This is a genomic window from Nonomuraea corallina (assembly GCF_027620315.1).
GTDB lineage: Bacteria > Actinomycetota > Actinomycetes > Streptosporangiales > Streptosporangiaceae > Nonomuraea > Nonomuraea corallina.
In genome coordinates this window covers 1-25,459 of record NZ_JAPNNL010000033.1, presented here as the reverse complement: position 1 = coordinate 25,459, position 25,459 = coordinate 1, and the positions used below count along the sequence as shown (strand labels likewise).

At 71.4% G+C, this 25,459-nt stretch carries 22 protein-coding genes; 12 read left to right on the top strand and 10 right to left on the bottom strand.

What is annotated here, in order from left to right:
• Window positions 1-48: 48 nt before the first annotated feature.
• On the bottom strand, window positions 49-186 hold the full coding sequence (locus OUY22_RS11390) for a hypothetical protein (protein WP_270154832.1): 138 nt from the start codon (window positions 184-186) through the stop codon (window positions 49-51).
• Window positions 187-383: 197 nt separating this feature from the next.
• Complete coding sequence (locus OUY22_RS11385) at window positions 384-1,613, bottom strand: aminotransferase class V-fold PLP-dependent enzyme (protein WP_270154831.1); 1,230 nt, start codon at window positions 1,611-1,613, stop codon at window positions 384-386.
• Between OUY22_RS11385 and OUY22_RS11380 the strand changes: the two genes are divergently transcribed.
• Window positions 1,612-3,003 carry an aminotransferase-like domain-containing protein gene (locus tag OUY22_RS11380; RefSeq protein WP_270154830.1) on the top strand — a complete coding sequence of 464 codons (1,392 nt, stop codon included), beginning with the start codon at window positions 1,612-1,614 and terminating at the stop codon, window positions 3,001-3,003. The genes OUY22_RS11385 and OUY22_RS11380 overlap by 2 nt on opposite strands.
• Window positions 3,004-3,249: 246 nt before the next feature.
• Entirely contained in the window at window positions 3,250-4,974 is a 1,725-nt protein-coding gene (locus OUY22_RS11375; RefSeq protein WP_270154849.1) for a glycoside hydrolase family 99-like domain-containing protein, read from the top strand.
• Window positions 4,975-5,171: 197 nt separating this feature from the next.
• Here OUY22_RS11375 and OUY22_RS11370 read toward each other — a convergent pair whose 3' ends face one another.
• From OUY22_RS11370 to OUY22_RS11345, 6 genes are read right to left on the bottom strand one after another with little or no spacing between them, the layout of a single operon-like run.
• Complete coding sequence (locus OUY22_RS11370) at window positions 5,172-7,517, bottom strand: transketolase-like TK C-terminal-containing protein (protein ID WP_270154829.1); 2,346 nt, start codon at window positions 7,515-7,517, stop codon at window positions 5,172-5,174.
• Between the two features lie 45 nt (window positions 7,518-7,562).
• On the bottom strand, window positions 7,563-8,450 hold the full coding sequence (locus OUY22_RS11365; protein ID WP_270154828.1) for an HpcH/HpaI aldolase/citrate lyase family protein: 888 nt from the start codon (window positions 8,448-8,450) through the stop codon (window positions 7,563-7,565).
• Window positions 8,440-10,035: a hydantoinase B/oxoprolinase family protein gene (locus tag OUY22_RS11360; RefSeq protein ID WP_270154827.1), complete on the bottom strand. Its 1,596-nt coding sequence runs from the start codon at window positions 10,033-10,035 to the stop codon at window positions 8,440-8,442. The genes OUY22_RS11365 and OUY22_RS11360 overlap by 11 nt, the downstream gene beginning before the upstream one ends.
• A complete protein-coding gene (locus OUY22_RS11355) occupies window positions 10,032-12,191 on the bottom strand; it encodes a hydantoinase/oxoprolinase family protein (RefSeq protein ID WP_270154826.1) in 2,160 nt (719 codons plus the stop codon). Before OUY22_RS11355 ends, OUY22_RS11360 begins: the two co-directional genes overlap by 4 nt.
• Complete coding sequence (locus OUY22_RS11350; RefSeq protein ID WP_270154825.1) at window positions 12,188-13,198, bottom strand: 2-hydroxyacid dehydrogenase; 1,011 nt, start codon at window positions 13,196-13,198, stop codon at window positions 12,188-12,190. Before OUY22_RS11350 ends, OUY22_RS11355 begins: the two co-directional genes overlap by 4 nt.
• Window positions 13,195-14,379 carry a CaiB/BaiF CoA transferase family protein gene (locus tag OUY22_RS11345; protein WP_270154824.1) on the bottom strand — a complete coding sequence of 395 codons (1,185 nt, stop codon included), beginning with the start codon at window positions 14,377-14,379 and terminating at the stop codon, window positions 13,195-13,197. The genes OUY22_RS11350 and OUY22_RS11345 overlap by 4 nt, the downstream gene beginning before the upstream one ends.
• A 259-nt stretch (window positions 14,380-14,638) precedes the next feature.
• Between OUY22_RS11345 and OUY22_RS11340 the strand changes: the two genes are divergently transcribed.
• From OUY22_RS11340 to OUY22_RS11310, 7 genes are all read left to right on the top strand, one after another.
• Window positions 14,639-16,228 (top strand): amidase family protein, encoded by a 1,590-nt coding sequence (locus OUY22_RS11340; protein ID WP_270154823.1) that lies wholly within the window; start codon window positions 14,639-14,641, stop codon window positions 16,226-16,228.
• Between the two features lie 64 nt (window positions 16,229-16,292).
• Window positions 16,293-17,537: an ABC transporter substrate-binding protein gene (locus OUY22_RS11335; RefSeq protein ID WP_270154822.1), complete on the top strand. Its 1,245-nt coding sequence runs from the start codon at window positions 16,293-16,295 to the stop codon at window positions 17,535-17,537.
• Between the two features lie 72 nt (window positions 17,538-17,609).
• The gene (locus tag OUY22_RS11330) at window positions 17,610-18,482 is read left to right on the top strand and encodes a branched-chain amino acid ABC transporter permease (protein ID WP_270154821.1); all 873 of its coding nucleotides are present in this window, start codon (window positions 17,610-17,612) and stop codon (window positions 18,480-18,482) included.
• The gene (locus OUY22_RS11325; protein WP_270154820.1) at window positions 18,475-19,479 is read left to right on the top strand and encodes a branched-chain amino acid ABC transporter permease; all 1,005 of its coding nucleotides are present in this window, start codon (window positions 18,475-18,477) and stop codon (window positions 19,477-19,479) included. The genes OUY22_RS11330 and OUY22_RS11325 overlap by 8 nt, the downstream gene beginning before the upstream one ends.
• Window positions 19,479-20,273: an ABC transporter ATP-binding protein gene (locus OUY22_RS11320; RefSeq protein WP_270154848.1), complete on the top strand. Its 795-nt coding sequence runs from the start codon at window positions 19,479-19,481 to the stop codon at window positions 20,271-20,273. The genes OUY22_RS11325 and OUY22_RS11320 overlap by 1 nt, the downstream gene beginning before the upstream one ends.
• Entirely contained in the window at window positions 20,266-20,955 is a 690-nt protein-coding gene (locus OUY22_RS11315) for an ABC transporter ATP-binding protein (protein ID WP_270154819.1), read from the top strand. Before OUY22_RS11320 ends, OUY22_RS11315 begins: the two co-directional genes overlap by 8 nt.
• A gap of 12 nt (window positions 20,956-20,967) precedes the next feature.
• The gene (locus tag OUY22_RS11310) at window positions 20,968-21,732 is read left to right on the top strand and encodes an IclR family transcriptional regulator (RefSeq protein ID WP_270154818.1); all 765 of its coding nucleotides are present in this window, start codon (window positions 20,968-20,970) and stop codon (window positions 21,730-21,732) included.
• 68 nt (window positions 21,733-21,800) lie between these two features.
• Here the strand turns inward: OUY22_RS11310 and OUY22_RS11305 are convergent, their stop codons facing one another.
• Window positions 21,801-23,060, bottom strand: a complete 1,260-nt coding sequence (locus OUY22_RS11305) for an MFS transporter (RefSeq protein ID WP_270154817.1) — start codon at window positions 23,058-23,060, stop codon at window positions 21,801-21,803.
• A 69-nt stretch (window positions 23,061-23,129) separates the two neighbouring features.
• Here OUY22_RS11305 and OUY22_RS11300 point away from each other — a divergent pair, with 69 nt between their 5' ends.
• The 3 genes from OUY22_RS11300 to OUY22_RS11290 are packed head-to-tail and all read left to right on the top strand — an operon-like array spanning window position 23,130 to window position 24,644.
• Window positions 23,130-23,492, top strand: a complete 363-nt coding sequence (locus tag OUY22_RS11300) for an ArsR/SmtB family transcription factor (protein WP_270154816.1) — start codon at window positions 23,130-23,132, stop codon at window positions 23,490-23,492.
• The gene (locus OUY22_RS11295) at window positions 23,476-23,979 is read left to right on the top strand and encodes an SRPBCC family protein (RefSeq protein WP_270154815.1); all 504 of its coding nucleotides are present in this window, start codon (window positions 23,476-23,478) and stop codon (window positions 23,977-23,979) included. Before OUY22_RS11300 ends, OUY22_RS11295 begins: the two co-directional genes overlap by 17 nt.
• Window positions 23,979-24,644 (top strand): dihydrofolate reductase family protein, encoded by a 666-nt coding sequence (locus OUY22_RS11290; RefSeq protein ID WP_270154814.1) that lies wholly within the window; start codon window positions 23,979-23,981, stop codon window positions 24,642-24,644. Before OUY22_RS11295 ends, OUY22_RS11290 begins: the two co-directional genes overlap by 1 nt.
• Window positions 24,645-24,763: 119 nt before the next feature.
• On the opposite strand, the gene OUY22_RS11285 is transcribed toward OUY22_RS11290, so the two are convergent.
• Window positions 24,764-25,411 (bottom strand): NADPH-dependent F420 reductase, encoded by a 648-nt coding sequence (locus tag OUY22_RS11285; protein ID WP_408638141.1) that lies wholly within the window; start codon window positions 25,409-25,411, stop codon window positions 24,764-24,766.
• Window positions 25,412-25,459 lie beyond the last annotated feature (48 nt).

The following is a 25,459-nucleotide window of genomic DNA, read 5'->3' as shown; positions in this document are numbered from 1 at the left end:
TCGTCGCCGAGCGTACGACGAGCCGCTCGCCCTTCGGGGAAATATGGTCTACATGTCCCGGTTGTCCGTCGTCTGGGTGATCCGCACACTGCCGGTGTCGTCGGCCGCGGCGGCGCCGGCGGAAGCCAGAGCCACTCCGCCGCCCACCGCCAGAACGGTCGCCACCGTCGCGATGACACGCTTCATGAGAAATCCCTTCGTCAGTGAACACACTCGTGGCCAGCGTGGCACTGTCCAGGCGGCAGGCTCCAGCGCCGGGACCGCCATCCACCGCCGCTTTCCCGCCAATCACCCTGGGGGACGGCTCATCAGCACACCGTGGCCGGCCACGGGTGAGGCGCCGGTACGGGGTGGCGAGGCGCGGTCGCGCCGCGGAGTCACCGTCACCGCGGGGCGGACTTCGCCAGTTCGGCGATCGTCCCCGCCACCGTGTCGACCTCGGCTTCGGTGTTGTAGTAGTGCGGCGACAGCCGCAGCGCCCACTCCACGTCCTTGTCGGCGAAGTCGTACTGGGCGAACTCGCGGAAGCTCAACGCGGAATTGACGCCCCGGGCGTCGACGGCCGACTTGAACCGCTGAGGGTCCCAGCCTTCGACGTCGAAGGTGACCAGGGCGGCCAGTTGCGCGCCGCGGTCCAGCACCCGGACGCCGGGGATGGCGGCCAGCTGGTCGCGCAGGCGGGCCGCCAGCGCCGGGGTGCGCCGGGAGATGGGCTCCAGACCGATGCTCAGCGCGTAACGGGCCGCCGCCGCGCAGCCCAGCAGGGTGGAGTAGGGGAACTCCCACTCCTCGAAGCGGGCCGCGGACTCCACCGGCTCGTACTGGTCGCCGGCCACCCAGCGGGCGCCGTACATGTCGATGAACAGCGGCTCGTAGCCTTCGGCGAGCACCCGGTCGGAGACGTACAGGAAGCCCGATCCGCGCGGGCCGCGCAGGAACTTGCGGCAGGTGGAGGTGAGCAGGTCGCAGCCGATCTCCTCGACGTCGATCGGGTACTGGCCGATCGACTGGCAGGCGTCGACGAGGTAGAGCAGGCCGAGTTCGCGGCAGTGGCGGCCGATCTCGGCGATCGGCTGGACCAGGCCCGAGTTGGTCGGCACGTGGGTGGCGGCGACCAGGCGTGGACGCCTGGCGCGCATGAGGGCCGCCATGGCCGCCACGTCCACGCCGCCGCCGTCGGGCAGGTCGGGGGCGTGCACGATCTCCACGCCGAAGCGCTTGCGCAGGGCGAGGAAGGCGATCTGGTTGGAGATGAAGTCGTTGCGGGTGGTCAGGATGACGTCGCCGGGTTCGAAGGGGATGGCGGAGAGCGCCTTGCTGTAGGCGTGGGTGGCGCTGCCGGCGAAGGCGACGTTCTCCGGGCGGCATCCGATGAGCTCGGCGATGGAGACGTAGAAGTCGCGCACCTGCTCGGCGCGGGCGGCGGAGGCCTCGTAGCCGCCGATCTCCGCTTCCAGCCGCAGGTGATCGATCATCGTCTCGAGTACGGGCCGGGGGAGGAGGCCGCAGCCCGCGTTGTTGAAGTGGATGACCGATGCGGAGGCGGGGGCGTCGGCCCGGAGGGCCTGAAGTGTTTCCGCGGTGAACTCGAAAACGTTACTCTTATCCAACATGCACGAGAGTAACACTACTCAGCAGCTCGTGGCCAGCCTCCGTGCGGAGATCGCGGGCCTCTCGTCGGGTGCCCGGCTCCCCAGTGCCCGCGAGCTGGTACACCGCCATGGCGTCAGCCCGGTGACCGTGACCCGCGCGTACGCCCTCCTGGCCGCGGAGGGCCTGGTGGTGACCCGGCCGGGCAGCGGCACCTTCGTCGCCGGACGGCGGCCCGGACGCGGCCCCGCGCCCGGGGACACCTCCTGGCAGGCGCTGGCCCTGGGAGACCGCAACGTCGACACCGCCCGGGTGAGCCAGATGATCGGCCCGCCGCCGCCCGGCTCCATCACCATGTCCGGCGGATACCTGCACCGGTCACTCCAGCCGGCCAGGGCGCTGGCCGCGGCACTGGCCAGAGCCTCACGCCGCCCCGACGCCTGGGACCGGGCCCCGGCCGAAGGACTCGCCGCCCTGCGGGCCGTCTTCGCCAGGACCGCCGGCGTGGACCCCGACGACGTCCTGATCACCGGAGGCGGCCAGGGCGCGCTGTCGACGGCGTTCCGCGCCATCGCCGCGCCGGGCGATCGCGTCCTGGTGGAGTCGCCCACCTACCCCGGGGCACTGTCCGCGGCCCGCGCCGCCGGCCTGCGTCCCGTGCCGGTGCCACTGGACGCCGACGGCGTCCGCCCGGAGTCGCTGGCGGAGGCCTTCGCCATGACCGGGGCCCGCCTGCTGTACTGCCAGCCGGTCTTCCACAATCCCACCGGGACCGTCCTGGCGGCCGAGCGCCGCCGTCAGGTGGTCGACGTGGCACGGGCCGTCGGCGCCTTCGTCCTGGAGGACGACTTCGCCCGCCTGCTCGGCCATGGCCGCCCCTTGCCGCCCCCTCTGGTCAGCGACGACCGGGACGGCGTCGTGGTGTACGCGACCTCGCTCACCAAGGCGTCCTCGCCGAGCCTGCGCATCGGCGCGCTGGTGGCCCGCGGCCCGGTGATGGCCAGACTGCGCGCCATGCGGCTGGTCGACGACTTCTTCATCGCCCGGCCCCTGCAGGAGGCCGCGATCGAACTGGTCAGCTCGCCCGCGTGGGACCGGCACCTGCGCGCGCTGGCGGCGGCGCTGCGGGAGCGCTGCGCCGCCTTGGCCGCTGCGCTCGCCGAGCACCTCCCGGACTGGCAGGTGGCGCAGATCCCCGCGGGGGGCCTGCACCTGTGGGCGCGGACCGGCCGCCTGGGCGACGCCGCAGAAGCGGCCCGGCGTCACCACGTGGCGATCGACTCCGGCCAGGATTTCTTCGCCGCAGAAGCGCCGGGCGACTTCGTCAGGCTGAACTTCGCCGCCGCCGCGAACCTCACCGAGCTGGCCGACGGCGCACGCCGCCTGCGCGCGGCCATGGATGACGCCCCGTGATGCCGTCGAACCGGATCAGGCCGACCGGGATCCGCCAAACGGCATGCCGTTTCCGCCAGTGGCGGCACAAGCCGAACATCCGGCCATCCCAGGCCCGTCCCGCCCGATACCTTCCCGTGGTGCAGTGCTGTCAGGCGATCGACACGGCAGGGACGGCGCGACAGGCGCGGTCACGCCGGATGCGCCTGGGCCTCTCCGCCTCACCGGCCCCGGTGATCCCCCGTGACGACGAGAGAACGCAGTGTGATGCGACATCTGTGGAAAGCGGCACTGGCCGTGACGTTCGGCTTGTGCCTGCTCGCGCCCGGTCCGGCGGTCGGCGGCGCCGACCGCGAGCCCGGCGCGCGGACTCTCACCTCCGCCGCCGCGGCCGAGGTGCGTGATCCCGTGCCGATGATGGAACTGCTGGCGCCGGGCGGCAAGGGACGGCTGTACACGCTCTCGGTCAGCGAGGCGAACGCGGCGGTGCACCAGCATGGGTTCGTCCGCGCCCCGGGCCAGATCGGCTACTGGCGGACCTCGGCGTTCACCGGCTCGCAACCCGTCTTCCGGCTGCGCGCCGGATCGGCGTACCTGCTGACGCCCTCGGCGGAGGAACGAGACAGCCTGGTGGCCGGGGGGCGGTTCGTCCATGAAGGGATCGCCGGACACCTGGCCAAGCAGCAGGCTCCCGGCACGCGGCGGCTGATGCGCTTCAGCCGCTCCGGTGAGTGGCGGGTGGCGTTCGAGGACCGTACGCGGGAACTCGCCGCCGAGGGCTACCACGTCGACGGGCCGCTGGGCTGGGCCCACCCGGAATGGATCCGCGCCGGCGCGATCTACTTCGGCACCTTCAACCCTGGGTCGAAGGACGTCATCGCCGCCACGAAGCGCGTCTTCGGCCGGGAGGGCGACTGGTGGGGAGGCGTGCGGGACTTCTCCGGCGCCGACGCCCCGCAGGTGCCACGCGACACCCAGGGCTGGGAGGGCGACTTCTCCCGGTTGCGGCCCCAGATCGGCTTCTACGATGACTCCCGCCCGGCGACACTCGAACGGCACATCAGCCAGGCCACCGCCGCCGGTCTCGACTTCTTCCAGTTCTATTGGTACTGGGACAGCGCCCGGCAGGCCTCGCCGGAGGTGTTCGAGGCGTCGCTGGCGGCGTTCGCCCAGGCCCGCAACCGTCACGACATCGACTTCGCGATCACCGTCTGCGCGCACCCCTGGGGTGGTCTGCACATACCCGAGGCCGACTACACGACCGTCGCCAAAAGGTTCGCCTCCAGGTTCTTCAGCCAGCCCCACTACCTGCGCGCCAACGACGGCCGCCTGATCCTCGGGCTGTGCGACCGGCGCGGCCTCGGCCAGGGCGACGACGCCGACACGCGCGCGTTCGCGGACGCCGTGCGCAAGCAGGCGAAGCTCATGCTGAACGAGGACGTGCTGGTGCTCGGCTACTGGGAGGCGATGCTCGATCCGAGCGCCCCCGCCAGGTGGGGCGCCGACGGCGCCTACTGCGGTGTGACCATCGACCAGGTCAAGAGCTACGCCGACTACGTGGCCGGGCTGCCCGGATACCTCGGCAGGACTCCGCCGCAGTTCATGCGGTGCGCGGCGGCCGGATTCGACGAGCGCCCGCGTTACCCGCACCTCATCCCCGACCGTGCGGCGATCCGCTTCTACACCGACCAGACCCCCGAACGGTTCGGCCAGGCCCTGGACCGGGTCCGCACCGACATCGCCGGCTCCACCCACCTGTCGGCCGTGGACAACTTCGTCAGCGTCTACGCGTGGAACGAATGGCACGAAGGGGGAATCGTCGAGCCCAACGCGGCGGAAGGCTGCCTGTACGTGGGCCTGATCCATGACCGGCTCAACCTGCAGCAGGGTGCTTCCTGCCCGGCCGGAGCCCGACGTGCCACGACCAAGGAGCCGAGCTCCGGCCGGCGCCCCGCTTCGGGACGGACCGCGAGTCCGCGCGCGTCCGGATGATCCGTGTGACAACAGCTTTTCGGAAGGAAATGCTCATGAAAATGATCAAGCGTGTCGTGGCGACTGCGGCACTGAAGGTGGACAGCGACAGCCCCTGGAACATCAACCTGTGGGCTTCCAAGGGCTGATCGGGCATACAGGCAGGTCGGTGTCCATGGCCGTGCGCGCACCCCGGACCTTCCGGGGTGCGCGGTCTGTCACGAGGTGCGGCGGAGCAGGCTCAGGGCGGCCTCCTCGATGGACGGCGCGTCGATCCGGTGGCTGCGGTAGACGTCCTCCAGTGAGCCGCCCTGGCCGAAGCTCGAAACGCCCAGGCAGGACACCGGGCTCCCGGTGAACGCGCCGAGGAAGGCGAGGGTGTGCGGGTGCCCGTCCAGCACCGTGACAAGCGGCGAACGGCGGGAGGCCGGGAAGACCTCCTCCACGATCCAGGTCCCGTCGCCGGACGGGCCCGCCGACATGGCCCGCCACAACAGGTCGTAGGAGGTGACGACGACCACGTCGCAGGCGACGCCGGCCTCCTCCAGCCGCTCGGCCGCCTCGATCGCCTCCGGCACCAGGGCGCCGGCGGCGGCGAGGGTGACGTCGGGGACCCCGGGCACGGCCCGCAGGCGGTATCCGCCGTTCAGCACGGCACGCCGGCGCCGTTCCCGGCCGAAGGCGTCGGCCGGCACGGCGGCCAGTTCCTGGTCGATCGGCCGCGTGGTGAGGCGCAGGTAGGCCGACTCGCCGTCGGCCCGGCCGAGCCGGGAGAGCGCGTGCAGCAGGCACCATTCGGCCTCGACGGCGAAGGCCGGTTCGTAGGTGGTGACGCCGGGCTGCTGCAGGCCGACCGTCGGGGTGACGACGCTCTGGTGCGCGCCGCCCTCCGCGGCCAGCGTCACCCCCGACGGGGTGCCGACCAGGATGGACCGCCCGCCGGCGTACGTGCCGAACGACCACGGCTCCAGCGCGCGCCCCACGAACGGGTCGTAGATCGTGCCGATCGGGAGAAGCGGCTCGCCCACGGTCAACCAGGTGGCGCCGAGTTCGCCGAGCAGGCCCATCAGGTTGACCTCGGCGATGCCCAGCTCGATGTGCTGGCTGCGGGGCGACTCACGCCACCGGATGAGGCGGTCGCCGTCCTCCGCGAACCAGTCGTGGCGTTCGCGCGGTGACCACACGCCGACGCGGTTGATCCAGCCGCCCGCGTTGGTGGAACTCGCGACGTCGGGGGAGACCGTCACCACACGCGCCGCCACATCCGGCGCGTCCCTGGCGAGGTCGCCGAGGACGCGTCCCAGCGTCGCCTGCGTCGACTGACGCCCCCGGTAGCGCCGGCCGAGCTCGGTGGGCATCGCCGGCGGCTCGCTGCGGAGCGGCTCCCCGCGCCGCAGACGGTCGGCGACCTGGGCACAGAGCCGCCCGGCGGCGGAGCCCGCCTCGAAGGGCCGCCACGGGTCCTGCGGATCACCGCCGATCCGCTCGGCGAGCTGCCGGTACTGGCCGTCGGACAGCAGCGCCGAGTGGTTGCCCGGGTGGCCCTCGATCGGCAGGTTCCAGCCCTTGATCGTGTACGCGAACACGACCGTGGGGCGGGAGGGGTCGGCCGTGGCGAAGGCCCGCGACAGCTCCGCCATGTCGTGCCCGCCGAGATCACGGATCAGTGCCGCGAGCTCGGCGTCATCGCTGTCGCGCAGCACCCGTCGCAGCGCACGGGCGTCCGGGCCACCGCCGATGAGCCGTTCGCGCAGGTCCTGGGCCGGGGTGCGCAGAAGCCACTGGTACTCCTCGTTGCTCATCTCGTCGATGCGGCGGCGCAGGGCCTGCCCGCCGGCCCGGGTGAACATGCGGTGCAGCTGACGGCCGTACTTCACCTCGACGACGTCCCAGCCTGCGGCGGCGAACATGCCGGACCACCGTCCGATGGCGATGTCCGGCACGACCCGGTCGAGCGACTGACGGTTGAGGTCCACGACCCAGAGGACCTCTCCCAGATGGGCGACCATGGGGTCGGCCACACACTCCCAGATCGCGCCCTCGTCCAGCTCGGCGTCGCCGAGCAGCGAGATCTGGCGGCCACCGGCCTCGGTGCCGAGGCGGGCGGAGAGGTAGCGCCTCGCGATCGCGCCCCAGACGGGCGCGGTGGCGCCGATGCCGACGCTGCCGGTGGAGTAGTCGGGGTGGTCCGGGTCTTTGGTGCGGGACGGGTACGGCTGCAGCCCGCCGTACTCGCGCAGGCGTGACAGATAGCTGACGTCCAGGCGCCCCAGCAGGTAGTTGATCGCGTGCAGGACGGGTGAGGCATGGGGCTTCACCGAGACCCGGTCCTCCGCCGTGAGCCCGTCGAACCACAGGGCCGTCATCAGGCTCACCATGGACGCCGACGACGCCTGGTGGCCGCCGACCTTGATGCCGCTCGGGTTCGCCCTGACCCGGTTCGCGTGGTGCACCATGGAGGTCGCGAGCCACAGCACCTTCTGCGCGACCTGGTCGAGGACCGCTTCGTCCGGGGCCGGGTCCTCGTCCATGGACGAGGAGCTGTATTCGGGAATGGCCGACACGTTCTCTCCTGTGGCCCTCCGGGCCGGGGGTAGTGGTGGTTTCTGTCAAGCCCGGTGCGGCCCGCCGCCGATCGCGAGCACACCTCGTGCCCACTTGACCACGGCTTCGTCGATGAGCTGGCCGTCGAGCAGCTGCGCCCCGGCGGCGCCGGACGCCGACAGCGCCTCGATGACCGCCTCGGCCTTCCGCACCTGTTCGTGCGACGGCCGCAGTGCGGCGTGCACGGCCTCGATCTGCGCGGGGTGGATGCAGAACTTTCCCAGGTAGCCGACGCCCGCGGCCTGATCGGACTCGGTACGCAGCCCGTCGAGGTCGCTCACCCAGGGGAACGCGGTGTCGACGGGCGCGGCCAGGCCAAGGGCCGTGGAGATCCATACGATCATCGACTTGGCCGCGAGCAGCGATGGGGAGCCGGGCAGCCAGGCCGCGCCGGTGTCGGCGGAGAAGTCGCCCGCCCCGAAGGCGAGCCGTACGACCCGCGCGGGCAGCCGCGGCAGGGTGGCGAGCCGCAGCAGCCCCGCGGCCGTCTCGACGATGCCGAGCACGGGGACCGAGTCCGGCGCCAGCCCTCGCGCCTGTTCGGCCTCGCTGATCAGCCGGTCGGTGTCCGTCGCCGAGTCCGGGTCGAGCTTGGGCACGACGAGGCCGCCGAGCCCGGCCCGGACGACGCTCTCAAGGTCGGCGGCCAGTTCGCCGGTATGCACGTCGTTCACCCGGACCAGGATGGGGACCTGCGCGGCCTGATGCCGCTGGAGCAGGTCGGCGAGATGGCCGCGGGCCCGCGGCCGGTCGGCGGGCCGCACCGCGTCCTCGAGATCGACGATGACGGCGTCGGCTCCGGCGGCCAGAGCCTTGTCGTACCGGTCCGGACGGTCGCCGGGCACGAAGAGCAGCGACTGCGCCCGGCACAGCCGATCGTGGTCAGGCTTCATCAGTGGTCTCCTCCCGCGAGCCGAAGCCTCCGCCGCCGGGCGTCTCTATCAGCAGCACGTCGCCGGGCAGGGTCGTGATCCCCGTCTGCTGGGGGGCGAGCGGCCGCTCCTGGCCGTCGCGGATGAGGGTCCACCGGGACACCGCGCCGTCGGCCCCGCCGTCGGCGCCGGGCGGACCGCTGAGGGTCCGGTAGCCCCGCAGCGACAGGACGCCGTCGGCGAGGAAGCGCACCCGGCGGACGAGCCCGTCGCCGCCGCCGTGGCGGCCCGCGCCTCCGGAACCGCGGCGCAGGCGGACTTCCTCGATCAGGACGGGATGGTCCTGTTCGAGCACCTCGTTGGGGTAGCTCATCGCGTTGGTCACACAGTTGTCCACCACACTCGCGCCGGCCCGCCGGGAGGTCGCGCCCATCCCGCCGGTCGTCGAGTTGTCGATGAGGATGCCGTCCGTGTGGGCCCATACGTACGGCATCGTGGTGCCGCCGCTGCTGCCGGCCGCCCTGACGCCGCTGTGGGCCTGTCCCATCGCGTCGACCATGGCCTCGTTCACCAGGGCGGCCAGCGCCGCGCGTGCGCCGACCGGCGCCGGCAGTTCGGGGTTGGTGACCCGTCCCGGCAGGCAGGTGACGCGCACGCACCGTTCTATCCCGGCGTTCATGGGCAGCTCGTCGGACAGGAAGCAGCGCAGCGCGACCAGCGCGGCCGACCGGCTGTTGGACAGCACGACGTTGAACGGCAGGGCGATCTGCGGGTCGGAGCCGGACAGGTCGATCGCGAGTGTGCCGTCGTCGCCGACGCCGACCTCGGCGTGCACGCGTACGAGCTCGGGCGCCCTGCCCGGGTCGTGGTGCAGCTCCAGGGTGCGCGCGGCGGCGTAGGCGCCGGGGCGGAACTCCTTCAGCTCGGCGCGCACCAGGGCCTCGCAGTAGTCGAGGTACTCCCGCCGCAGCCGGTCGAAGACCGTGGTGCCGTAGCGGCGGACGAGCTGCGTCATCCGCTCGACGCCGACGAGGGTGCCCGCGATCTGCGCGTCGAGGTCACCGCGCATGCTGCCGGGGAGCCTGCTGTTGGCCAGCAGGACGCTCATGAGCTCCTCGTTGACCTGGCCCGCCCGTACGAGTCGTACGGGAGGACAGCGCATGCCCTCGGCGAACAGCTCGGTGGCGTCGGCGGGCATGCTGCCGGGCGTCTTGCCCCCGACGTCGGCGTGGTGCATGAGGGTGGAGACATAGCCGGCGAGGTACCCGTCCACGAGGACGGGGGCCACGGTGAGGTAGTCGTTGAGATGGGGCGAGCCGATGGCCGGGTCGTTGGTGACGAGGATGTCGCCCGGCCCGAGGTCCCGGGCGAAGGGCGCCAGTTCACGGGCCACGGTCGACAGCACGCCGAGCTGCAGCGGGATCCCGTCGGCGAGGGCGAGGTACTCGCCGTCGGGGGAGATCAGCCCGGCCGAGCAGTCGAACATCTCCTTGATGATGGGGGAGTAGGCGGCTCTGATCATGGACACCTGGAGTTCGTTGGCCAGGCCGTGCAGTGCGTTGCCGAAAACCTGCAGGGTGACGGCGGACTTCGCCGGGTCGGTCATCTGGTCTCCTCCTCGTCTGTGCCGTCGGCGGGCGGCAGCCTCATCTCCAGCAGCGAACCATCGCCGACGGCCCGGATGCGCGCCCCGGGCGGCACGACGATGGTGGTGTCCACTTGGACCACCAGCGCCGGGCCCGTCAGCCCGGCCGCGTCGACGTCGGCACGCTGGACCACGTGTGCCTGGTGCGGCACTCCGTCGAAGATCACGGTGCGTTCCGCGGAGGCCGGAACGGTCGCCCACCGGGGGGTGGTCTCGACGGTGCCGGACGGCGCGGTGGCGGTGACGCGGACGGTGGTGACCTCGACGTCCCGGGACGGGGTCTCGTGGTGGTAGGCGGCCCGGTGGGCGGCGCCGAAGCGGGCGAGAAGGTCGTCGGTAGCCGGCAGCCGGGTGCCGTCGAGGTCGACGGGGATCGTGTAGGTCTGCCCGGCGTAGCGCATGTCCAGCTGCGCCGTGAGTGAGCTCAGCTCACGTCCCGGCGCCTGTTCGCCCGCCTGGGCGGCCGCCTCGGACGTCAGGCGGTCCAGGTGGGCGGCGAGCAGGGCGCGGTCCGCCTCTTTGGCCGGCCGCGCGCGGACCCCGACGGCCAGATCGACGCGCACCTCGGACTGGAGCAGCCCGAGGGCCGAGGCGACCCCGGGGAAGGCGGGGAACAGCAGCGTGCTCGTGCCCAGCTCGCGGGCGATCGCCCAGGCGTGCACCGGGCCCGCCCCGCCGCTGGGGATCAGGGTCAGCTCGCGTGGGTCGACCCCTTTGGCGAGGGAGACCAGCCGGACGGCCCCGGCCATCTGCGCGACCGCCAGCTCGAACACGCCTGAGGCGGCGTGGACCACCGATCCGGCGGCCCCGGCGGAGACGAGCGTGCTCAGCGCCGCCTCCGCGAGATCGCGGCGGAGCACGCCGAGGCCGCCCGCCTCCTCGGCCGGGGCCGAGTCGAGATAGCCGAGCACGAGGTCGGCGTCGGTGACGGTGGGCAGGCCACCGCCGCGTCCGTAACAGGCGGGCCCCGGCGTGGACGACGCGCTGCGCGGCCCGACCCGCAGCGCACCGGTCGCGTCGAGCCAGGCGATGCTGCCGCCACCGGTCCCGATCTCGGCGAGGTCGATGACCGGGGAGCGCAGCGGATGCCCGGTGCCCTTGCGCAGGAAGTCCCCCGAGTGCGCCGCCCCGCCGATCTCGTAGTCATGGTTGACCCGGGGGGTGCCGTCCATGATCAGGGCGGCCTTCGTCGTCGTCCCGCCCATGTCGAACCCGACGGCGGTCCGCACGCCGGCGCGGCGCGCCGCCCACGCCGCGGCGATGACCCCGGCCGCGGGGCCGGACTCCACCAGTTCCTCCGGGTGGGTGATGGCGTGGTCGGCGGTGGCCAGCCCGCCGCTGGACTTCATGACCCACAGCTGGTCGACGGGGGGTTCGTCGCGCAGGCGGTCCGCCAGCCGGCGCAGGTAGTGCCGCACGACCGGCCCGAGGTAGGCGGCGATCACCGCCGTGCTGATGCGCTCGTACTCGCGGGCCTCGGGGATGATCTCAGCCGAGGTCACCACCGGGAGGCCGGGGGCGGCCTTCGCGACGGCCGCGGCGGCGCGGCGCTCGTGGACGGGGTCGAGATAGGAGTGCAGGAAGCCGACCACCACCGCTTCGGCGCCCCCGGCCACCATGCGGCGGGCCGCCTCCTCGACCTGCGCCTCGTCCAGAGGCGTCACCACCTTGCCCGTGGCGTCGATCCGCTCGTCGATCTCGGCGACGAGATCTGCGTCCACCAGCAGGGCGGGCTTGCGATGGTCGAGGGTGTAGGGGTCGGCGCGCCTGAGCCTGCCGATCTCCAGCAGGTCGGCGAAGCCTTTGGTGATCAGCATGCCGACCTTGGCGCCGCGGCGTTCCAGCACCGCGTTGGTGGCCACCGTGGTCGCGTGGATGACCGTGCCGACCCTGGCGTCCGGGCCGCCGAGGGCGCGCCGCGCCAGGTCCACTCCGTCGCGGACCGGCCTGCTGAGGTCGTCGTAGTCGGTGGGGAACTTGCCGACGAGCATGTGCCGCCCGCGGACCGCGACGATGTCGGTGAACGTGCCGCCGATGTCGGCGGCTACCACGATCTCGTCCGGGACACCCTCGTCCGGCACACGGCGCTCGGTCGTGGGATCGGTGCTGTTCGTCATCTGGCGGGCCTCCTGTCCACCGTTCGATCGAAGCCGGGCGGCACGGTCTCCTCCGCCGGCGAGAGCCCGTCGAGCACCCGCAGGCCGCTTTCGACCGCGCTGCGCATCATGTCGTCGCGCGTCGAGGTCGTCGCGCTGCCGATGTGCGGGAGGGCGACGACCCTCGGGTGCCGCACCAGCGGATGCCGCGGGTCGACGGGTTCACGGCCGAAGACGTCCAGGCCCGCCCCGCCCAGCCGTCCGCCGTCGAGTGCCGCGAGGAGCGCGTCCTCGTCGACGACGCCGCCGCGTGAGGTGTTGATCAGCAGCGCGCCCTGCGGCAGCAAAGCGAGCTCACGTTCGCCGATGAGGCCGGCCGTCTCACCTGTCAGCGGGACGTGCACGCTCAGCACGTCGGACGCGGCGAGCAAGGAGTCGAGGGGGACCTGCTCCAGCCAGGGCGGCAGCTCCTCGCGCGGGGAGCGGGCGGTGAACCGGACCCGCATGCCGAGGGCGTGGCCGTAGCCGGCGACCAGTCCGCCGATGGCGCCGAGCCCGAGGACGCCGAGCGACCGGCCGGCCAGCAGGCCGCCCGTCCACTGGTAGGGCATCCACGAGGTCCAGGATCCGGCGCGCAGGTCGTTCCACGCCTCGATCAGGCGGCGGGCGGTGACCAGCGTCAGGGCCAGGGTGAGCTCCGCGGTCGCGACCGAGGTGATCGCCGGGGGCACGCGCCGTACCTGGAGGCCCTGACGGGCCGCGGCGCCGAGGTCGATGTGGTCGGTGCCGGTCGACAGGGTGCCGAGCACGCGCAGCGGCCCGTCCGCCGGCGCCTGGGAGATGAGGTCGGCGTCGACCCGCTCGGAGATGGTGACGATCACCGCGTCGAAGGTGCGGACCGCTCGCTCCAGGTCCGCGCGTGGCATGGGCAGGGCTCCGTCGTAGCCTTCCACGCTCGCGCCCCGGGCGCGCAGGGAGCAGGCGATGTGGTCGGGGACGGGGCGGGTGACGAAGATCCGGCGAGTCATCTCCACAGGCCGCCGGTCCACTGGTCGTCGTCGGAGCCGAGCGGACGGCCGAGGAACCGCACCCGGCCGGGCGTGTCGCAGAGCCGGGGCACGGGCGCCTGCACGAGCACCTCGCCGAGCTCGTCGTCGGGGACCCGGATCAGCGAACCCCGCGCCACGACGTGCTCGTTGCCGACGATGTCCGCGACCGAGTTGACCGGGGCGACCGGCACGCCGCCCGCGTTGAGCTCCTCGATGGCCTCGTCGCGGGTACGGAGCGCGGCCCACGCCGAGATCACCTCGTCGAGCTCGTCCTGGTGCGCCGTCCGCACCGTGTTGGTGGCGAAGCGGGGATCGTCGAGCAGTTCGGGGCGGCCGATCGTGGTGAGCAGCCGGGTGGCGGTGTTCTGGTTGCTCGCCGAGATCGCGAACCAGCCACCGTCCTTGCCCTGGTAGGCGTTGCGCGGGGCGCTGAAGGGCGTGCGGTTGCCCATCCGGTCCTGCACGATGCCCTGCTGGTCGTAGTCGATGACCAGCGAGCCGAGAGCGGCGAGCATCGGCTCGTAGAGGGCCAGGTCGATCACCTGGCCGCGGCCGCTCCGGTCCCGTTCCCGCAGGGCGCACAGGATGCCGAACGCGCCGATCATGCCGGCCATGGAGTCGGCCAGGCCGAACGGCGGCAGGGTGGGAGGCCGGTCCGGCCAGCCGTTGATGTGCGCGAATCCGCTGAACGCCTCGACGAGCGTGCCGAACCCGGGACGCTCGGCGTAGGGCCCTTCCTGGCCCCATCCAGAGACCCGCAGCACCACCAGTCGTTCGTTCGCGGCCCGCAGCCCGTCGGGTGACAACCCCCAGCGTTCGAGCGTGCCGGGCCGGAAGTTCTCGATGAGGACGTCGGCGTCGGCGAGCAGGCGCCTGAGCCGGTCGCGGCCGGCCTCCTCGTGCAGGTCGAGGGTCACCGTGCGCTTGTTGCGCGCCAGGACCTTCCAGTACAGGGCGATGTCGTCCTTCCTGTGCCCCCACTGCCGGATGCCGTCGCCGACCTCGGGCATCTCCACCTTCACCACGTCGGCGCCGTGATCAGCGAGCAGCATCCCGGAGAACGGCGCCGCCAGCATGGTGGCGACCTCCACGACCCGCAACCCCTCAAGGCTGCCGTTGCTCGGCCGGCCTCCTTCGTCGGCCGGGGTATCGACGCTCATCTCGCCCTACTTTCGCTATGTGAAATGTCGATTCAAAATGAGTGAGTAAAGGATGGAGGCGCGGCTCAGATCACGTCAAGGGTGTAGCGGAGAGCAATCATCCGCTGCCGGAAAGATGCCTTCTTGACCGCCTCCTTCGCAGAGCAGCGTCGAGACCTGCAAGAAAAGGTTCTCGCGTTCCCCCTCTTGACAGTCGGCAACCGTCACCCCTTCAATGCCATCAATCGAATGCGAGTTTCACAATGTGAAGGCCGAGGCGATGATTCGAGACATTCGGCGCGAAGAGATCAACCGGTATGCCGAACGTGTCGGTTTCACCGTGGGCGAGGAAGAACTGGACGGGTTCCACGCGCTGGCCCGCGACGTCCTCTCGCGCGTGGAACGGTTCCAGCAACTGGTCGGCCCCCTGGTGCCGCGGCCCAGCGTGGTCGCCGGACCGCGGAACGCGGGCCGCCCCCCTCTCCCCGGGGAAGACCCGTGCAACGCGGTGCTGCGCTGGGTCGACGTGTGTGCCGACGAGGCCGAGCGCACCAGCGACCTGCTCGCCGGGAAACGCGTCGCGCTCAAGGACCTCATCGCCGTCGCCGGCGTGCCCATGACCGTGGGCTCACGCGTGATGCAGAACAGCACGCCGCAGTCGGACGCCGTCCTCACCGAGCGCGTGCTGCGGGCCGGAGGACGCATCGTGGCGATGACCAACCTGGAGGCGCTGGCGTTCTCCGGCGGCGGTGAGACCAGTTCTTTCGGCCCGATCCGCAACCCCTTCGACCTGGGCCGTACCGCCTCCGGATCGTCGGGAGGATCGGCTTCGGTGCTCTTCCATCCCCACGTCGACATCGCGTTCGGCACCGACCAGGGCGGTTCGATCCGTCTCCCGGCGTCCTGGTGCGGCGTGCTGGGCCTCAAGCCGACCTTCTCGCTGGTGCCCTACACCGGGCTCGCTTCCCTGGACCGTACGTTCGATCACGTCGGCCCGCTCACCCGGACGGCGTCGGACATGGCGATCGCCATGGCCGCGGTGTCGGGCGGGCATCCGTCCGACCCGCGGCAGGCCGCGCCCGTGCCGGAGCTGCCGTTCGTCGAGGCGGTCAGGACGGCCGGAGACGACCTTCGCGGCCTGCGGATCGGCATCCTGGCCGAGGGGACGCGGTTCCCCGACGACGGCCATGAAGGCAGGACCGAGACCCTCGCGGCGGTGGAGCGGGTGTGGGAGCGGTTCGCCGAACTCGGGGCCGAACTCGTCGAGATCTCCGTTCCCGAGCACGAGGTGGCCGGGTCGATCATGTTCGCCGCCTTGCTGGAGGGCGTCGCAGCCACCGTCTACGGCAACGGGGAGGGCTACCACTTCTCCGGCCGCTACGCGCCCGAACAGCGGGAGGCGTTCGGCAAGGGCGTGGCGGCCTACGGCGACGAGATGCCCGGGTCCTTCAAGGCGGTCGCGGCGATAGGCGAGTATCTGCGCGATCGCTACTTCGGGGCGATCTACGCGACCGCGCAGAGCAGCATCCCCGCCCTGCGGACCGCCTACGACCAGGCCCTGGCCCAGGTCGACGTGATCGCCATGCCGACCGCGAGCCACTACGCGCACCGCGTCGATCCCACCGCCGACGACTTCGCCAAGGCGCTGCGCGGATGGACGATGCTGGACAACACCCCGCTGCACAACGCCACCGGCCATCCGGCGTTGTCGATCCCCGCCGCCGAGGCCGACGGACTGCCCGTCGGCGCCATGCTGGTCGGCCCGCACTTCAGCGACCACCGACTGATCGCGATCGCCGAGACCTACGAGCGGCGTTTCGGATGGCTCCCCCAGCCCGCCCCCGTCCACGGGAGCGAGATCACCCTGTGACCCCCCGTCGCAGGCCACAGGCCGCGCCGACCCGGCCGAGTACAACCAGATTCGAGGAGGAATCGTGCCCCGACGAGACCGACGCCTGACCGGGTTGACGGTCACCGCGACGTCGCTGTTGCTGATGGTGACCGGTTGTGGCGTGGAACGTGACAACGCCGGCGGCGAGGCCGCCAGCGCCGCACCGAGCACCTGCGACACCGCCGAGAAGAGCCCGGGGGTGACCGAGTCCGAGATCAACCTCGGCGTCACGTCCGGTCTGAGCGGGCCGAGCGCCTCCGCCGCGAAGCCGGCGCTGGAAGGCCAGCAGTGGTACTTCGACAAGATCAACGCCGAGGGCGGGATCCAGGGCCGGAAGATCAAGCTGACCGTCCTGGACGACCAGTACCAGCCCAACGTGGCCCTGCAGAACGTGCGGCGGCTGGTCGACCAGGAGAAGGTGTTCGCCATCTCGGGCGGCGTCGGCACCCAGAACTTCGTCGGCGGGCTGCCCTACATCAACCAGGCCAAGATCCCCGCCGTCGCTCCGTACGCGCCGTCGAACCAGATCGGCACCATGCAGAACCCCTACGTCTACATGCTGTGGACGAACTTCTCCGACGAGTTCGAGGCGTTGACCCGGTTCCTGGTCGAGAAGCGGAACGTGAAGAGCTTCTCCATCCTGGCGATGAACGGGGACGTCGGTGACGACGCCCTGGCGGGCGCCAAGAAGGTGCTCGACGCCGAAGGGCTCGAGTTCAAGACCGTGGTGCGCAGCGAGCCGAACACCACCGACTACCGTCCGATCGCCGAGCAGCTCAAGCAGGCCGGCGCCGACTACGTCCTGTTCCTCGCGACCCCGCCCGACGTCGGCAACGCGATCACGGCCATGCAGAAGATCGGCTACAAGCCCGGCGTCGGTGCGCAGTCGGACATGCTCGACTCCGGCTGGATCGAGGCGTTCGGGTCGGTCGCGCAGGGACTCCTGGCCCCCAGCAAGCTGGCGAACCTGGAGAAGTCCGATGACGCGAAGGTGAAGCAGTTCGTCAGCGACTGGACGTCCGCCCACGGCGGCAAGGCGCCCACGAGCTGGAACACCGTCGGTTACGTCCAGGCGCTGGTGACGGCCGAAGCACTCAAGCAGGCCGAAGCCCTCACCCGGTCGTGCTTCGAGGCGTCGTTGCAGCAGATGAAGGACTTCGAGACCGGCGTCATCCCGCCGATCACCTTCGGCCCCCAGGAACGGCAGGGCGTCCGCGCCGCCGGGATCGAGGCGATCAAGGACAACGGCACCGTGACCGAGCAGCCGTTCACGGCGATCGGCCGCTGACATGCGCACACCTGATCGGGCTGACCGGGCCACCCGCCCGGTCAGGCCGGCTTCCCGGACGGCCGGCCGCTGATGTCCGAACTGTCGTTGCTGATCGGCGGAGCCGCCACCGGAGGGGTCTACGCCCTCCTCCTCGCCGGCATCCTGCTGATCTACCAGGTCAGCAAGGCCGTCAACTTCGGGCACGGCCAGTTCGGCATGATCGCGGCCTTCTTCAGCTGGTACCTCTACCAGCAGCTCGGCGTGAACCCCCTGGTCGCCATCGTGCTGGCGGTCCTGACGGCGGTGGTCGTCGCCGTCCTGTTCGACGCGCTCGTCCTGCAACGGGCGTCGGACCGGCAGGTCGGCTCCGACCTGGTGGCGACGCTCGGCCTGCTCCTGCTGGCCACGGCCGTCGCTGAGAACGTGCTCGGCGGACGTACCCAGTCCTACCTCACCCTCGGCAGCCGGACGGTCTTCGACCTCGGCGGGCTGGCCGTGAACCTGAGCGACCTGGTGACGATCGTCGTGGCGCTGCTGTCGGTGCTGGGCCTGTCGCTCGTGCGCCGGCGCACCCGGGTCGGCGCGATGCTGAACGCCGTCGCCGAGAACCGGGCCGTCGCGGAGTCACTGGGCATCCCGTCCGCCCGCGTGCGGGTGGCCACCTGGGCGCTCGCCGCGATCCTCGCCTCGGTCGCCGGGATCCTGGTCGCCAGCCGGACCAGCGTGGACGCGTACTACATGACGCCCTTCGCGATGAAGGCGTTCATCGCGGGGATCCTCGGCGGGCTCAACCGGTTCGGTCTCCCGCTGGCGTTCGCCTTCGGGCTCGGCGTCTACGAGGCGTTCGTCGTCTATCTGCTCGGGGCCCAGGCCGTGACCCCCGCCGTGTTCACACTGATCATCGTGGTGCTCGCCTTCGCGCCGCGGAGCTACCTCTCCGAAGGGCGGGAAGCCCGTGCCTGACCGACGATCACCTGCCCGCACGCTGCGCCCGGTCCTCCTGCTCGCGGTGCTGGCGGTGCTCCCGCTGCTGCTCGACTCGTTCAGCCTGTACCAAGCGACGATGATCCTGGTCTACGTGACCGCGATCATCGGGCTGGACATCGTGTTCGGGCGAGCGGGCGTGCTGTCGGTCGCCCAGGCGGTCTTCATCGGCATCGGCGCGTACACCGCGGCCTGGATGTCGCGCACGACCTCGGTGTCGATCGGCGTCGAACTGATCGCCGCCGCCGTGGTCGCCGGCCTCGCCGCCATCCTGGTGGGGCTCCCGGCGCTGCGGGTGTCCGGGCTGAGGCTGGCGATCCTGACCTTCGCGTTCGTCGAGCTCTTCCAGTGGGGCCTGACCACCTTCGCCTCGGTCACCGGCGGGACCCAGGGGCTCCTGGTGAACCCCGGCGGGTTCGGGGCGATCACCACCGCCGATCCGTTGGTCGGCTACGGGCTCGCGGCCGTGATCGCGCTGCTGGCGACCTGGCTCGTGATCCGCCTGCAACGCAATCCCATCGGCCGCGCGATGGCGGCGGTGAAGAACTCCAACCTGCTCGCGGAGTCGGCCGGCGTGTCGACCGTCCGCACCAAGCTGATCGCCTTCATGCTCAGCGGGATGCTGGGCGGGCTCGCCGGCGTCGTGCTCGCGCACGTGGCCGGGAGCGTCACCCCCGCCGGCTTCACGGTGTTCTCCTCCCTCAACCTGCTCGTCGCGCTCATCCTGGGCGGTACGGGGCGGGCGCACGGCGCGTGGCTGGGAGCCGCGTACGTCGTGCTCATGCCCGAGCTGTTCGCCCGCCTGGGCATCCCCAACGCCTACCCGATCGTCAACGGGGCGGTGCTCATGCTGCTGCTGGTCGTGCTGCCCGGCGGCATCGCCAGCGTGCTGGACGGTATCCGCGATCGGGTGGCACGCCGCGGCGCCGCACCTCCACCTCCCCTGACCCCGGCCGCTGAACGGAGCTCGTCGTGATGGCCACCGACCAGGCCGGCCCGCCCCCGGCCGTGCTGGAAGTACGTGACGTGCGGGTCACCGTGAACGGCGTGCGGGCACTGGGCGGGGTGTCGTTCGACGTGCCCGAAGGCTCCTTGTTCGGCCTGATCGGGCCCAACGGAGCCGGCAAGACGACGATCATGAACGTCATCTCCGCGGTGATCACACCCCAGCACGGCTCGGTGCGCTTCCGCGGCCGGGAACTGACCGGCACGAGCACCGTGGCCCGGGTACGGTCGGGCATCCTGCGCAGCTTCCAGCAGGTGCGCCTGCTCGAAGACCTGACCGTGCTCGACAACCTCCTGCTCGGCCGGGAACGCTTTCGCACCGTCGGGCTGCTGCGCCAGATCGGCGGCAGCCGCACCGGCCGCCGCCAGGCACGCCGCGACCTGGAAGCGGCCCAGGAGGTGGCAGCGGTCCTCGGGCTGTCCGACCTCCTGCACCGGGACGTCCAGGACCTGCCCTTCGGGGCGCGGCGGCTGGTCGACGTGGGCCGCGCCTTCGCCGCCGAACCCGACCTGCTCCTGCTCGACGAGCCCGCCGCCGGGCTGGACGTCACCAGCCGCCGGTTGCTGCTCGATGCGATCAAACAGGCGCAACGCACCACCGGAGCCACCGTCATGCTCGTCGAGCACGACGTCGACCTGGTCAGGAGGGCGTGCGAAGAGGCCGTCGTCCTCAGCAACGGCGAAGTCCTCGCCCGCGGCACGCCGACCGAGGTCCTCGCCGATCCCGCCGTTCTCCGCGCCTACTTCGGACGTAACGATGCTTGATCTTCACAACGTCGGGGCCTGGTACGGCTCCACGCAGGTTCTGTTCGACATCGACCTCACCGTCCCGGCGGGCCAGAAGCTCGCCATCGCGGGCACCAACGGCGCCGGCAAGACCACGCTGCTGCGATCGGTGCTGGGGCTGGTGAAGTCCCGCGGGGAGATCAGCTGGGAGGGCCGCCGCATCGACGCGCTGCCCTGCCACCGCCGGGTGCGTGACGGCGGCATCGCCGTCGTGCACGAAGGACGTGGTCTCATCACCAGCCTGAGCGTGCTCGACAACCTCACCCTCGGCGTCGAATCCGCGGCGCTGGGCCGGCTCGACGAGGTCTTCGACGCGTTCCCGGTCCTGGCCGAACGGCGGAACCAGCCGGTCACCAACCTGTCGGGCGGCGAACAGCAGATGGTGGCGCTGGGCCGCACCATGCTCCGTCCCGTGCGGCTGCTGGTGATCGACGAACCGTCGCTGGGGCTCGCGCCGTCGATCGTGACCCAGCTCTACGCCACCATCGCGCGGATGTCGGCCGCGGCCGAGACGACGGTCCTGCTGGTGGAGCAGGAACTGCGCTTGGCCTGCGAGATAGCGGACCGGGTCGTGGTCCTGCGCGCGGGTCGGCTGGTCCAGGATTACAGCGGCTCAGAGGTCGACTTTGACATAATCGTCGATGCCGCAACCGGTGGATAAGGGGCTGAGCACATGGCATACGAGCTACGCAGCTTGGAACGGGCCCTCGAAATCCTGGGGTTTCTCGCGACGGTCGAGCAGGCCACGCTGACCGAAGTGTGCGAGAAGTGCGACATCAATACGACGACCTGCCTGCGGACGATGCGGGTGATGGAGCGTAACGGTTTCGTCCGGCGCTCCGCGGACGGCAAGCACTATCTCCTCGGTCTGCGGCTCGCCGAACTCGGCACCCTGGCGCTCGGCCGGATCGACATCGTCTCCCTGATCCGGCCGCTGGTGCGCGGCCTCACCGAGGAATTCAGGGTGACCGCGCACATCGGGCTGCTTCGCGACGGGATGATAACGGTCATCGACAAAATCGACTCGCCTGACGGATTCGTTCGCTATTCGCTGCTCGGCACCCGCATGCCGCTGCACTGCAGCGGGATGGGAAAGGCGATCCTCGCCCTCTTCTGGCCCGACCGTCTCGCCGAGGCCGGGGTCAAGCCGCCGCTGGCCCGCTTCACCCGCGACACCATCACCGACATGGAGTGGCTCGCCGCCGATGTCGCCCGGTGCGCGGAACGCGGATTCAGCATCGAGCAGGAGGAGTGGCAGCCCGGCTACGTGTGCACCGGCACGGCTTTCGCGTTCAACGGCGACTACTACGCCGTGAGCCTTTCCGGGGTCGTCGTGCCCGCGTCCGAGCTGGAGCAGCGCGGACGGCGCCTGAGCGCGACGATCCGCGACTACCTCCAGCAGCAGGGATCCTCGCTCTCCCAGCCTCTCTATTCCTGAGGTCTATTCCTGAAATCTATTCCTGAGGCCGCCGCCCGCGGGATCGAACCGGGCGGCGCAGCCCTCGATCAGCCGGTCTGGGGCGAGGTCTCCTTGGAGGAGACGGGCGCGGGGCGGGCGCGGGCGGCGGCGATGGTGGCCCGGCCGGAGGGCAGGCGGGTGGCCACCGTGATCACGGCGATGGCGGCCAGGCCCGAGCCGATGAGCAGAGCCTGCACGCTGACCACGTCGGCCACCGGACCGAACACGGCCATGCCGATCGGCGTGGCCAGCGCCATCACGATGCCGACGTAACTGAACACCCGCCCGTGCATGGCGGGCACGACGGTCTCCTGGATCAGCGTCATGAACGGCGTCGAGAACGGCGGCACCAGCAGCCCGAACGCGAACATGAAGGCGTAGAAGACCCACAGGTTGCCGCTCAGCCCGAGCGCCACGGTCGCCAGCCCGAAGCCGTAGACGGCGACGAGGATCAGCCTGATCGGGCTGCGCCTGGCCAGCACCGTGGACATCAGGACGCCACCGAGCAGCATGCCCAGGCTGAAGGCGATCTCCAGCGCCGCCAGCATCCACTCCTCGCCGCCGAACGTGCGCGCCACCAGCAGCGGCGTGATGAACGAGGGCGCCACGGTGAGCAGGAAGATGACCGCGTACACGACGAGCAGCCAGCGGACGGTCGGCTGGGCGCGGATGTAGCGCATCCCCTCCGTCAGGTCCTGCCGGTAGGTGAGGCGGGCCTCGCCCGCCCGTTCCAGGGTCGGGACGGCGACCAGGGCGAGCAGCCCGATCCCGAGCACCGCCGTGACCACGTCCAGGAAGAAGACGGGGACGAGGCCGAAGGCCGCGAAGATCGCGCCGGCGGCCGCGGGGGCGAGCAGGGCCATCGCCGACTGGATGGTCTGGAAGATCCCGTTGACGCGCATCAGGTGCTCGCCCGGCACGATCTGCGGGATCATCGCCTGCACGGCGGGCGTCTGGACCCCGGCTCCCAGTGACCGGACGACCACGGCCAGCAGGACGATCCACAGGTCGGTCACGCCGTTGGCCATCAGCAGCGCGAGCGCCAGCGTCGCCGCGGCGATGGCGCCGTCGGCGACCATGACCAGCACCCTGCGGTTCATCCGGTCGGCGAGCACGCCGCCGAAGATCGACACCACTCCCTGAGGCAGGAACGCGGCCACCGCGTAGAGCGCCACCGCCAGCCCCGAGCGGGTCTGCAGCGTCACCCACCACATCACCGCGTACTGCGCGACCATCGAGCCGAACAACGACACGGTCTGCCCGGTCAGGAACAGCGCGACGTTACGCCGCCACCGGGTCATGGTCATGGCCGTCAGCCTAGCGGTCGGTCTCCCGTCGCGTTGCAATGCATGCCTATATAGGCATATGATGTGGCCATGGCACGAGCGGCGACGACCTCCGACGCGTTCAACGCGATCGCCGAGCCGCAGCGACGGGAGATCCTGGCGCTGCTGCGGGGCGGCGAGCGGCCCGTGACCGAGCTGGCGCGGGACCTCGGGATGAGCCAGCCGCAGGCGTCCAAGCACCTGCGGGTGCTGCGCGAGGTCGGGCTGGTGCGGGTCCGCGGGGCGGGCAAGCAGCGGCTGTACGGCCTGGACGCCCGGGGACTGCGGCCCGTCCATGAGTGGGTGGGCGGCTTCGAGGCGTTCTGGAACGGGACCTTCGACCGGCTGGACGCGTACGTACAAGATCTGAAACAGGACAAGGCAGGAGAAAGCACCGATGATGACGACCGATAGCGGCGGCGAGGCCGACCGCGAGATCATGGTCTCCCGGGCCGTCAGGGCCCCACGGGAGCTGGTGTTCGAGGCGTTCACCGAGGTCCGGCACCTGGCGCGGTGGTGGGGGCCGGAGGGGTTCACGACCACGACGCGGTCCTTCGACTTCCGCGTCGGCGGGGTCTGGGACTTCGTGATGCACGGGCCGGACGGCACCGACTACCAGGAGTGGATCACCTGGACCGAGATCGCGCCGCCGGAGCGGATCGCGCTGGAGCACGGCGAGTCCCGCGACGACCCCAACGCCTTCGCGTCGCTCCTGACCTTCGAGCCGGCCGGCGAGGAGACCCGGATCATGATGCGCACGGTGTTCCCCACCAAGGAGCTCCGTGACGAGGCGGTGGAGAAGTATCACGCGATCGAGGGCGGCGAGCAGACCCTGAGCCACCTGGCGGCCTACGTCGCCGAACTCGCGTCGAAGACGACCAGGAACGGAGCGGAGAGCTGATGGCCGGCAAGGTGTTCTTCAGTGTGACGATGTCGCTCGACGGCTTCATGGCGCCCGAGGACGTGCCCCTCGACCTCGTCTTCACGCCCGAGGGCCGCAGCGACCCGCGGGCCCGGCGGTGGCAGCGGAAATGGTCGGAGCTGCAGGCGTGGGTGTTCCCGCAGCGGTGGTTCAGGGAGAACCTGAAGCTGGGCCAGGGCGGCGAGGAAGGAGCCGACAACGACGCCCTGCGGGCGACGTTCGAGCGCACCGGCGCGAGCGTGATGGGCAGGCGCATGTTCGACGGGGGTGAGCTGGCGTGGCCGGAGGAGGCGCCGTTCCACACGCCGGTGTTCGTCGTCACCCACACCAAGCGTGACCCGTGGGAGCGGCCGGGAGGCACCACCTTCCACTTCGTCACCGACGGCATCGTCAGCGCACTGGACCAGGCCCGCCAGGCCGCCGGCGACCGCGACGTGCGCATCGCCGGCGGCGCCGAGACGATCCAGCAGTACCTGGAGGCGGGGCTCATCGACGAGTTCACGATCGCCCTCGCGCCCGTGCTGTTCGGCACCGGCATCCGCCTGTTCGACCGCGTGGACCCGGACCGCCTCGCCCTCGAACAGACCCGCACGGACGGGTCGTCCCGGGTGACCCACCTGACCTACGCCGTCCGGCAGCGATAGCCCGTGCCGGCTCGGCGGGCGGTGAGGGCCGTGACCGGCATCGGCACGTCCAGCGCGCGGGCGCCCTGTGACCTGGAACGTCTCCAGGGCGCGCGGGTGAACCGCCGTGGCTCACCGGGTCACGCGGCCACCGAAGGGACGCGCGGGATGGCGGAGTTGGGGTCGGCGCCGCCGAAGGCCAGCCCGATGACGAACCCGGCCACCTCCTCCAGCTGACGAGCGCGGTCCAGCGGCCCGAGCACGGCCGGGGCCCCGCCGACATCCCGGACCAGCTGCCCGACGACGCGCAGCGCCTCCGCGTCGTCCCCGCACATCGCCACCGTGACAGGGGGTTCGCCTGCGGCGCGAGGGCTCGTCCACTGATCGGCGGGGAACAGGTGGAAGGCCTTGACGACGTGCGCTCCGGGGGACTGCCGGGCGAGCCGCTGGGCCATCGCCTCGCCGGGTCCGGTGGTCAGCACGCCCACGCCGTGCTCGACGGCGTTCGTCGGATCGATCAGCGCCGTGCCCGCCAGGGCGCCGTCAGCCGCCCCCGCGCCGCGCAGCATGTCCTCGGCGCCCTGCCAGGTCACCGCGAGCAGCACCGCGTCGCGGTCCGCGACCGCCTCGCGCGGGGCGACGGCGCGTGCCCCGCCGCCCAGCCGTTCCGCGAGCAGCCGCGCCTTGTCCGGCGAGCGCCCCGCGACGGCCACCTCGTGCCCGGCGCGCAGCCACCCTTCGCCCAGCGCCCCGGCCAGCGTTCCCGTCCCCAAGATCCCGATACGCATCCGCGTTCTCCTTTGCCTCACGTCGAGCGGTGATGGCTACGGTAGGGA

Bases quoted from the DNA above. Each gene is read 5' to 3' on its own strand.
- OUY22_RS11390 (WP_270154832.1), bottom strand. From the start codon at position 186: ATGAAGCGTGTCATCGCGACGGTGGCGACCGTTCTGGCGGTGGGCGGC.
- OUY22_RS11380 (WP_270154830.1), top strand. From the start codon at position 1,612: ATGCACGAGAGTAACACTACTCAGCAGCTCGTGGCCAGCCTCCGTGCG.
- OUY22_RS11385 (WP_270154831.1), bottom strand. From the start codon at position 1,613: ATGTTGGATAAGAGTAACGTTTTCGAGTTCACCGCGGAAACACTTCAG.
- OUY22_RS11375 (WP_270154849.1), top strand. From the start codon at position 3,250: ATGCGACATCTGTGGAAAGCGGCACTGGCCGTGACGTTCGGCTTGTGC.
- OUY22_RS11365 (WP_270154828.1), bottom strand. From the start codon at position 8,450: ATGAAGCCTGACCACGATCGGCTGTGCCGGGCGCAGTCGCTGCTCTTC.
- OUY22_RS11360 (WP_270154827.1), bottom strand. From the start codon at position 10,035: ATGACCGACCCGGCGAAGTCCGCCGTCACCCTGCAGGTTTTCGGCAAC.
- OUY22_RS11355 (WP_270154826.1), bottom strand. From the start codon at position 12,191: ATGACGAACAGCACCGATCCCACGACCGAGCGCCGTGTGCCGGACGAG.
- OUY22_RS11350 (WP_270154825.1), bottom strand. From the start codon at position 13,198: ATGACTCGCCGGATCTTCGTCACCCGCCCCGTCCCCGACCACATCGCC.
- OUY22_RS11345 (WP_270154824.1), bottom strand. From the start codon at position 14,379: ATGAGCGTCGATACCCCGGCCGACGAAGGAGGCCGGCCGAGCAACGGC.
- OUY22_RS11340 (WP_270154823.1), top strand. From the start codon at position 14,639: ATGATTCGAGACATTCGGCGCGAAGAGATCAACCGGTATGCCGAACGT.
- OUY22_RS11330 (WP_270154821.1), top strand. From the start codon at position 17,610: ATGTCCGAACTGTCGTTGCTGATCGGCGGAGCCGCCACCGGAGGGGTC.
- OUY22_RS11320 (WP_270154848.1), top strand. From the start codon at position 19,479: ATGGCCACCGACCAGGCCGGCCCGCCCCCGGCCGTGCTGGAAGTACGT.
- OUY22_RS11315 (WP_270154819.1), top strand. From the start codon at position 20,266: ATGCTTGATCTTCACAACGTCGGGGCCTGGTACGGCTCCACGCAGGTT.
- OUY22_RS11310 (WP_270154818.1), top strand. From the start codon at position 20,968: ATGGCATACGAGCTACGCAGCTTGGAACGGGCCCTCGAAATCCTGGGG.
- OUY22_RS11305 (WP_270154817.1), bottom strand. From the start codon at position 23,060: ATGACCATGACCCGGTGGCGGCGTAACGTCGCGCTGTTCCTGACCGGG.
- OUY22_RS11300 (WP_270154816.1), top strand. From the start codon at position 23,130: ATGGCACGAGCGGCGACGACCTCCGACGCGTTCAACGCGATCGCCGAG.
- OUY22_RS11295 (WP_270154815.1), top strand. From the start codon at position 23,476: ATGATGACGACCGATAGCGGCGGCGAGGCCGACCGCGAGATCATGGTC.
- OUY22_RS11290 (WP_270154814.1), top strand. From the start codon at position 23,979: ATGGCCGGCAAGGTGTTCTTCAGTGTGACGATGTCGCTCGACGGCTTC.
- OUY22_RS11285 (WP_408638141.1), bottom strand. From the start codon at position 25,411: ATGCGTATCGGGATCTTGGGGACGGGAACGCTGGCCGGGGCGCTGGGC.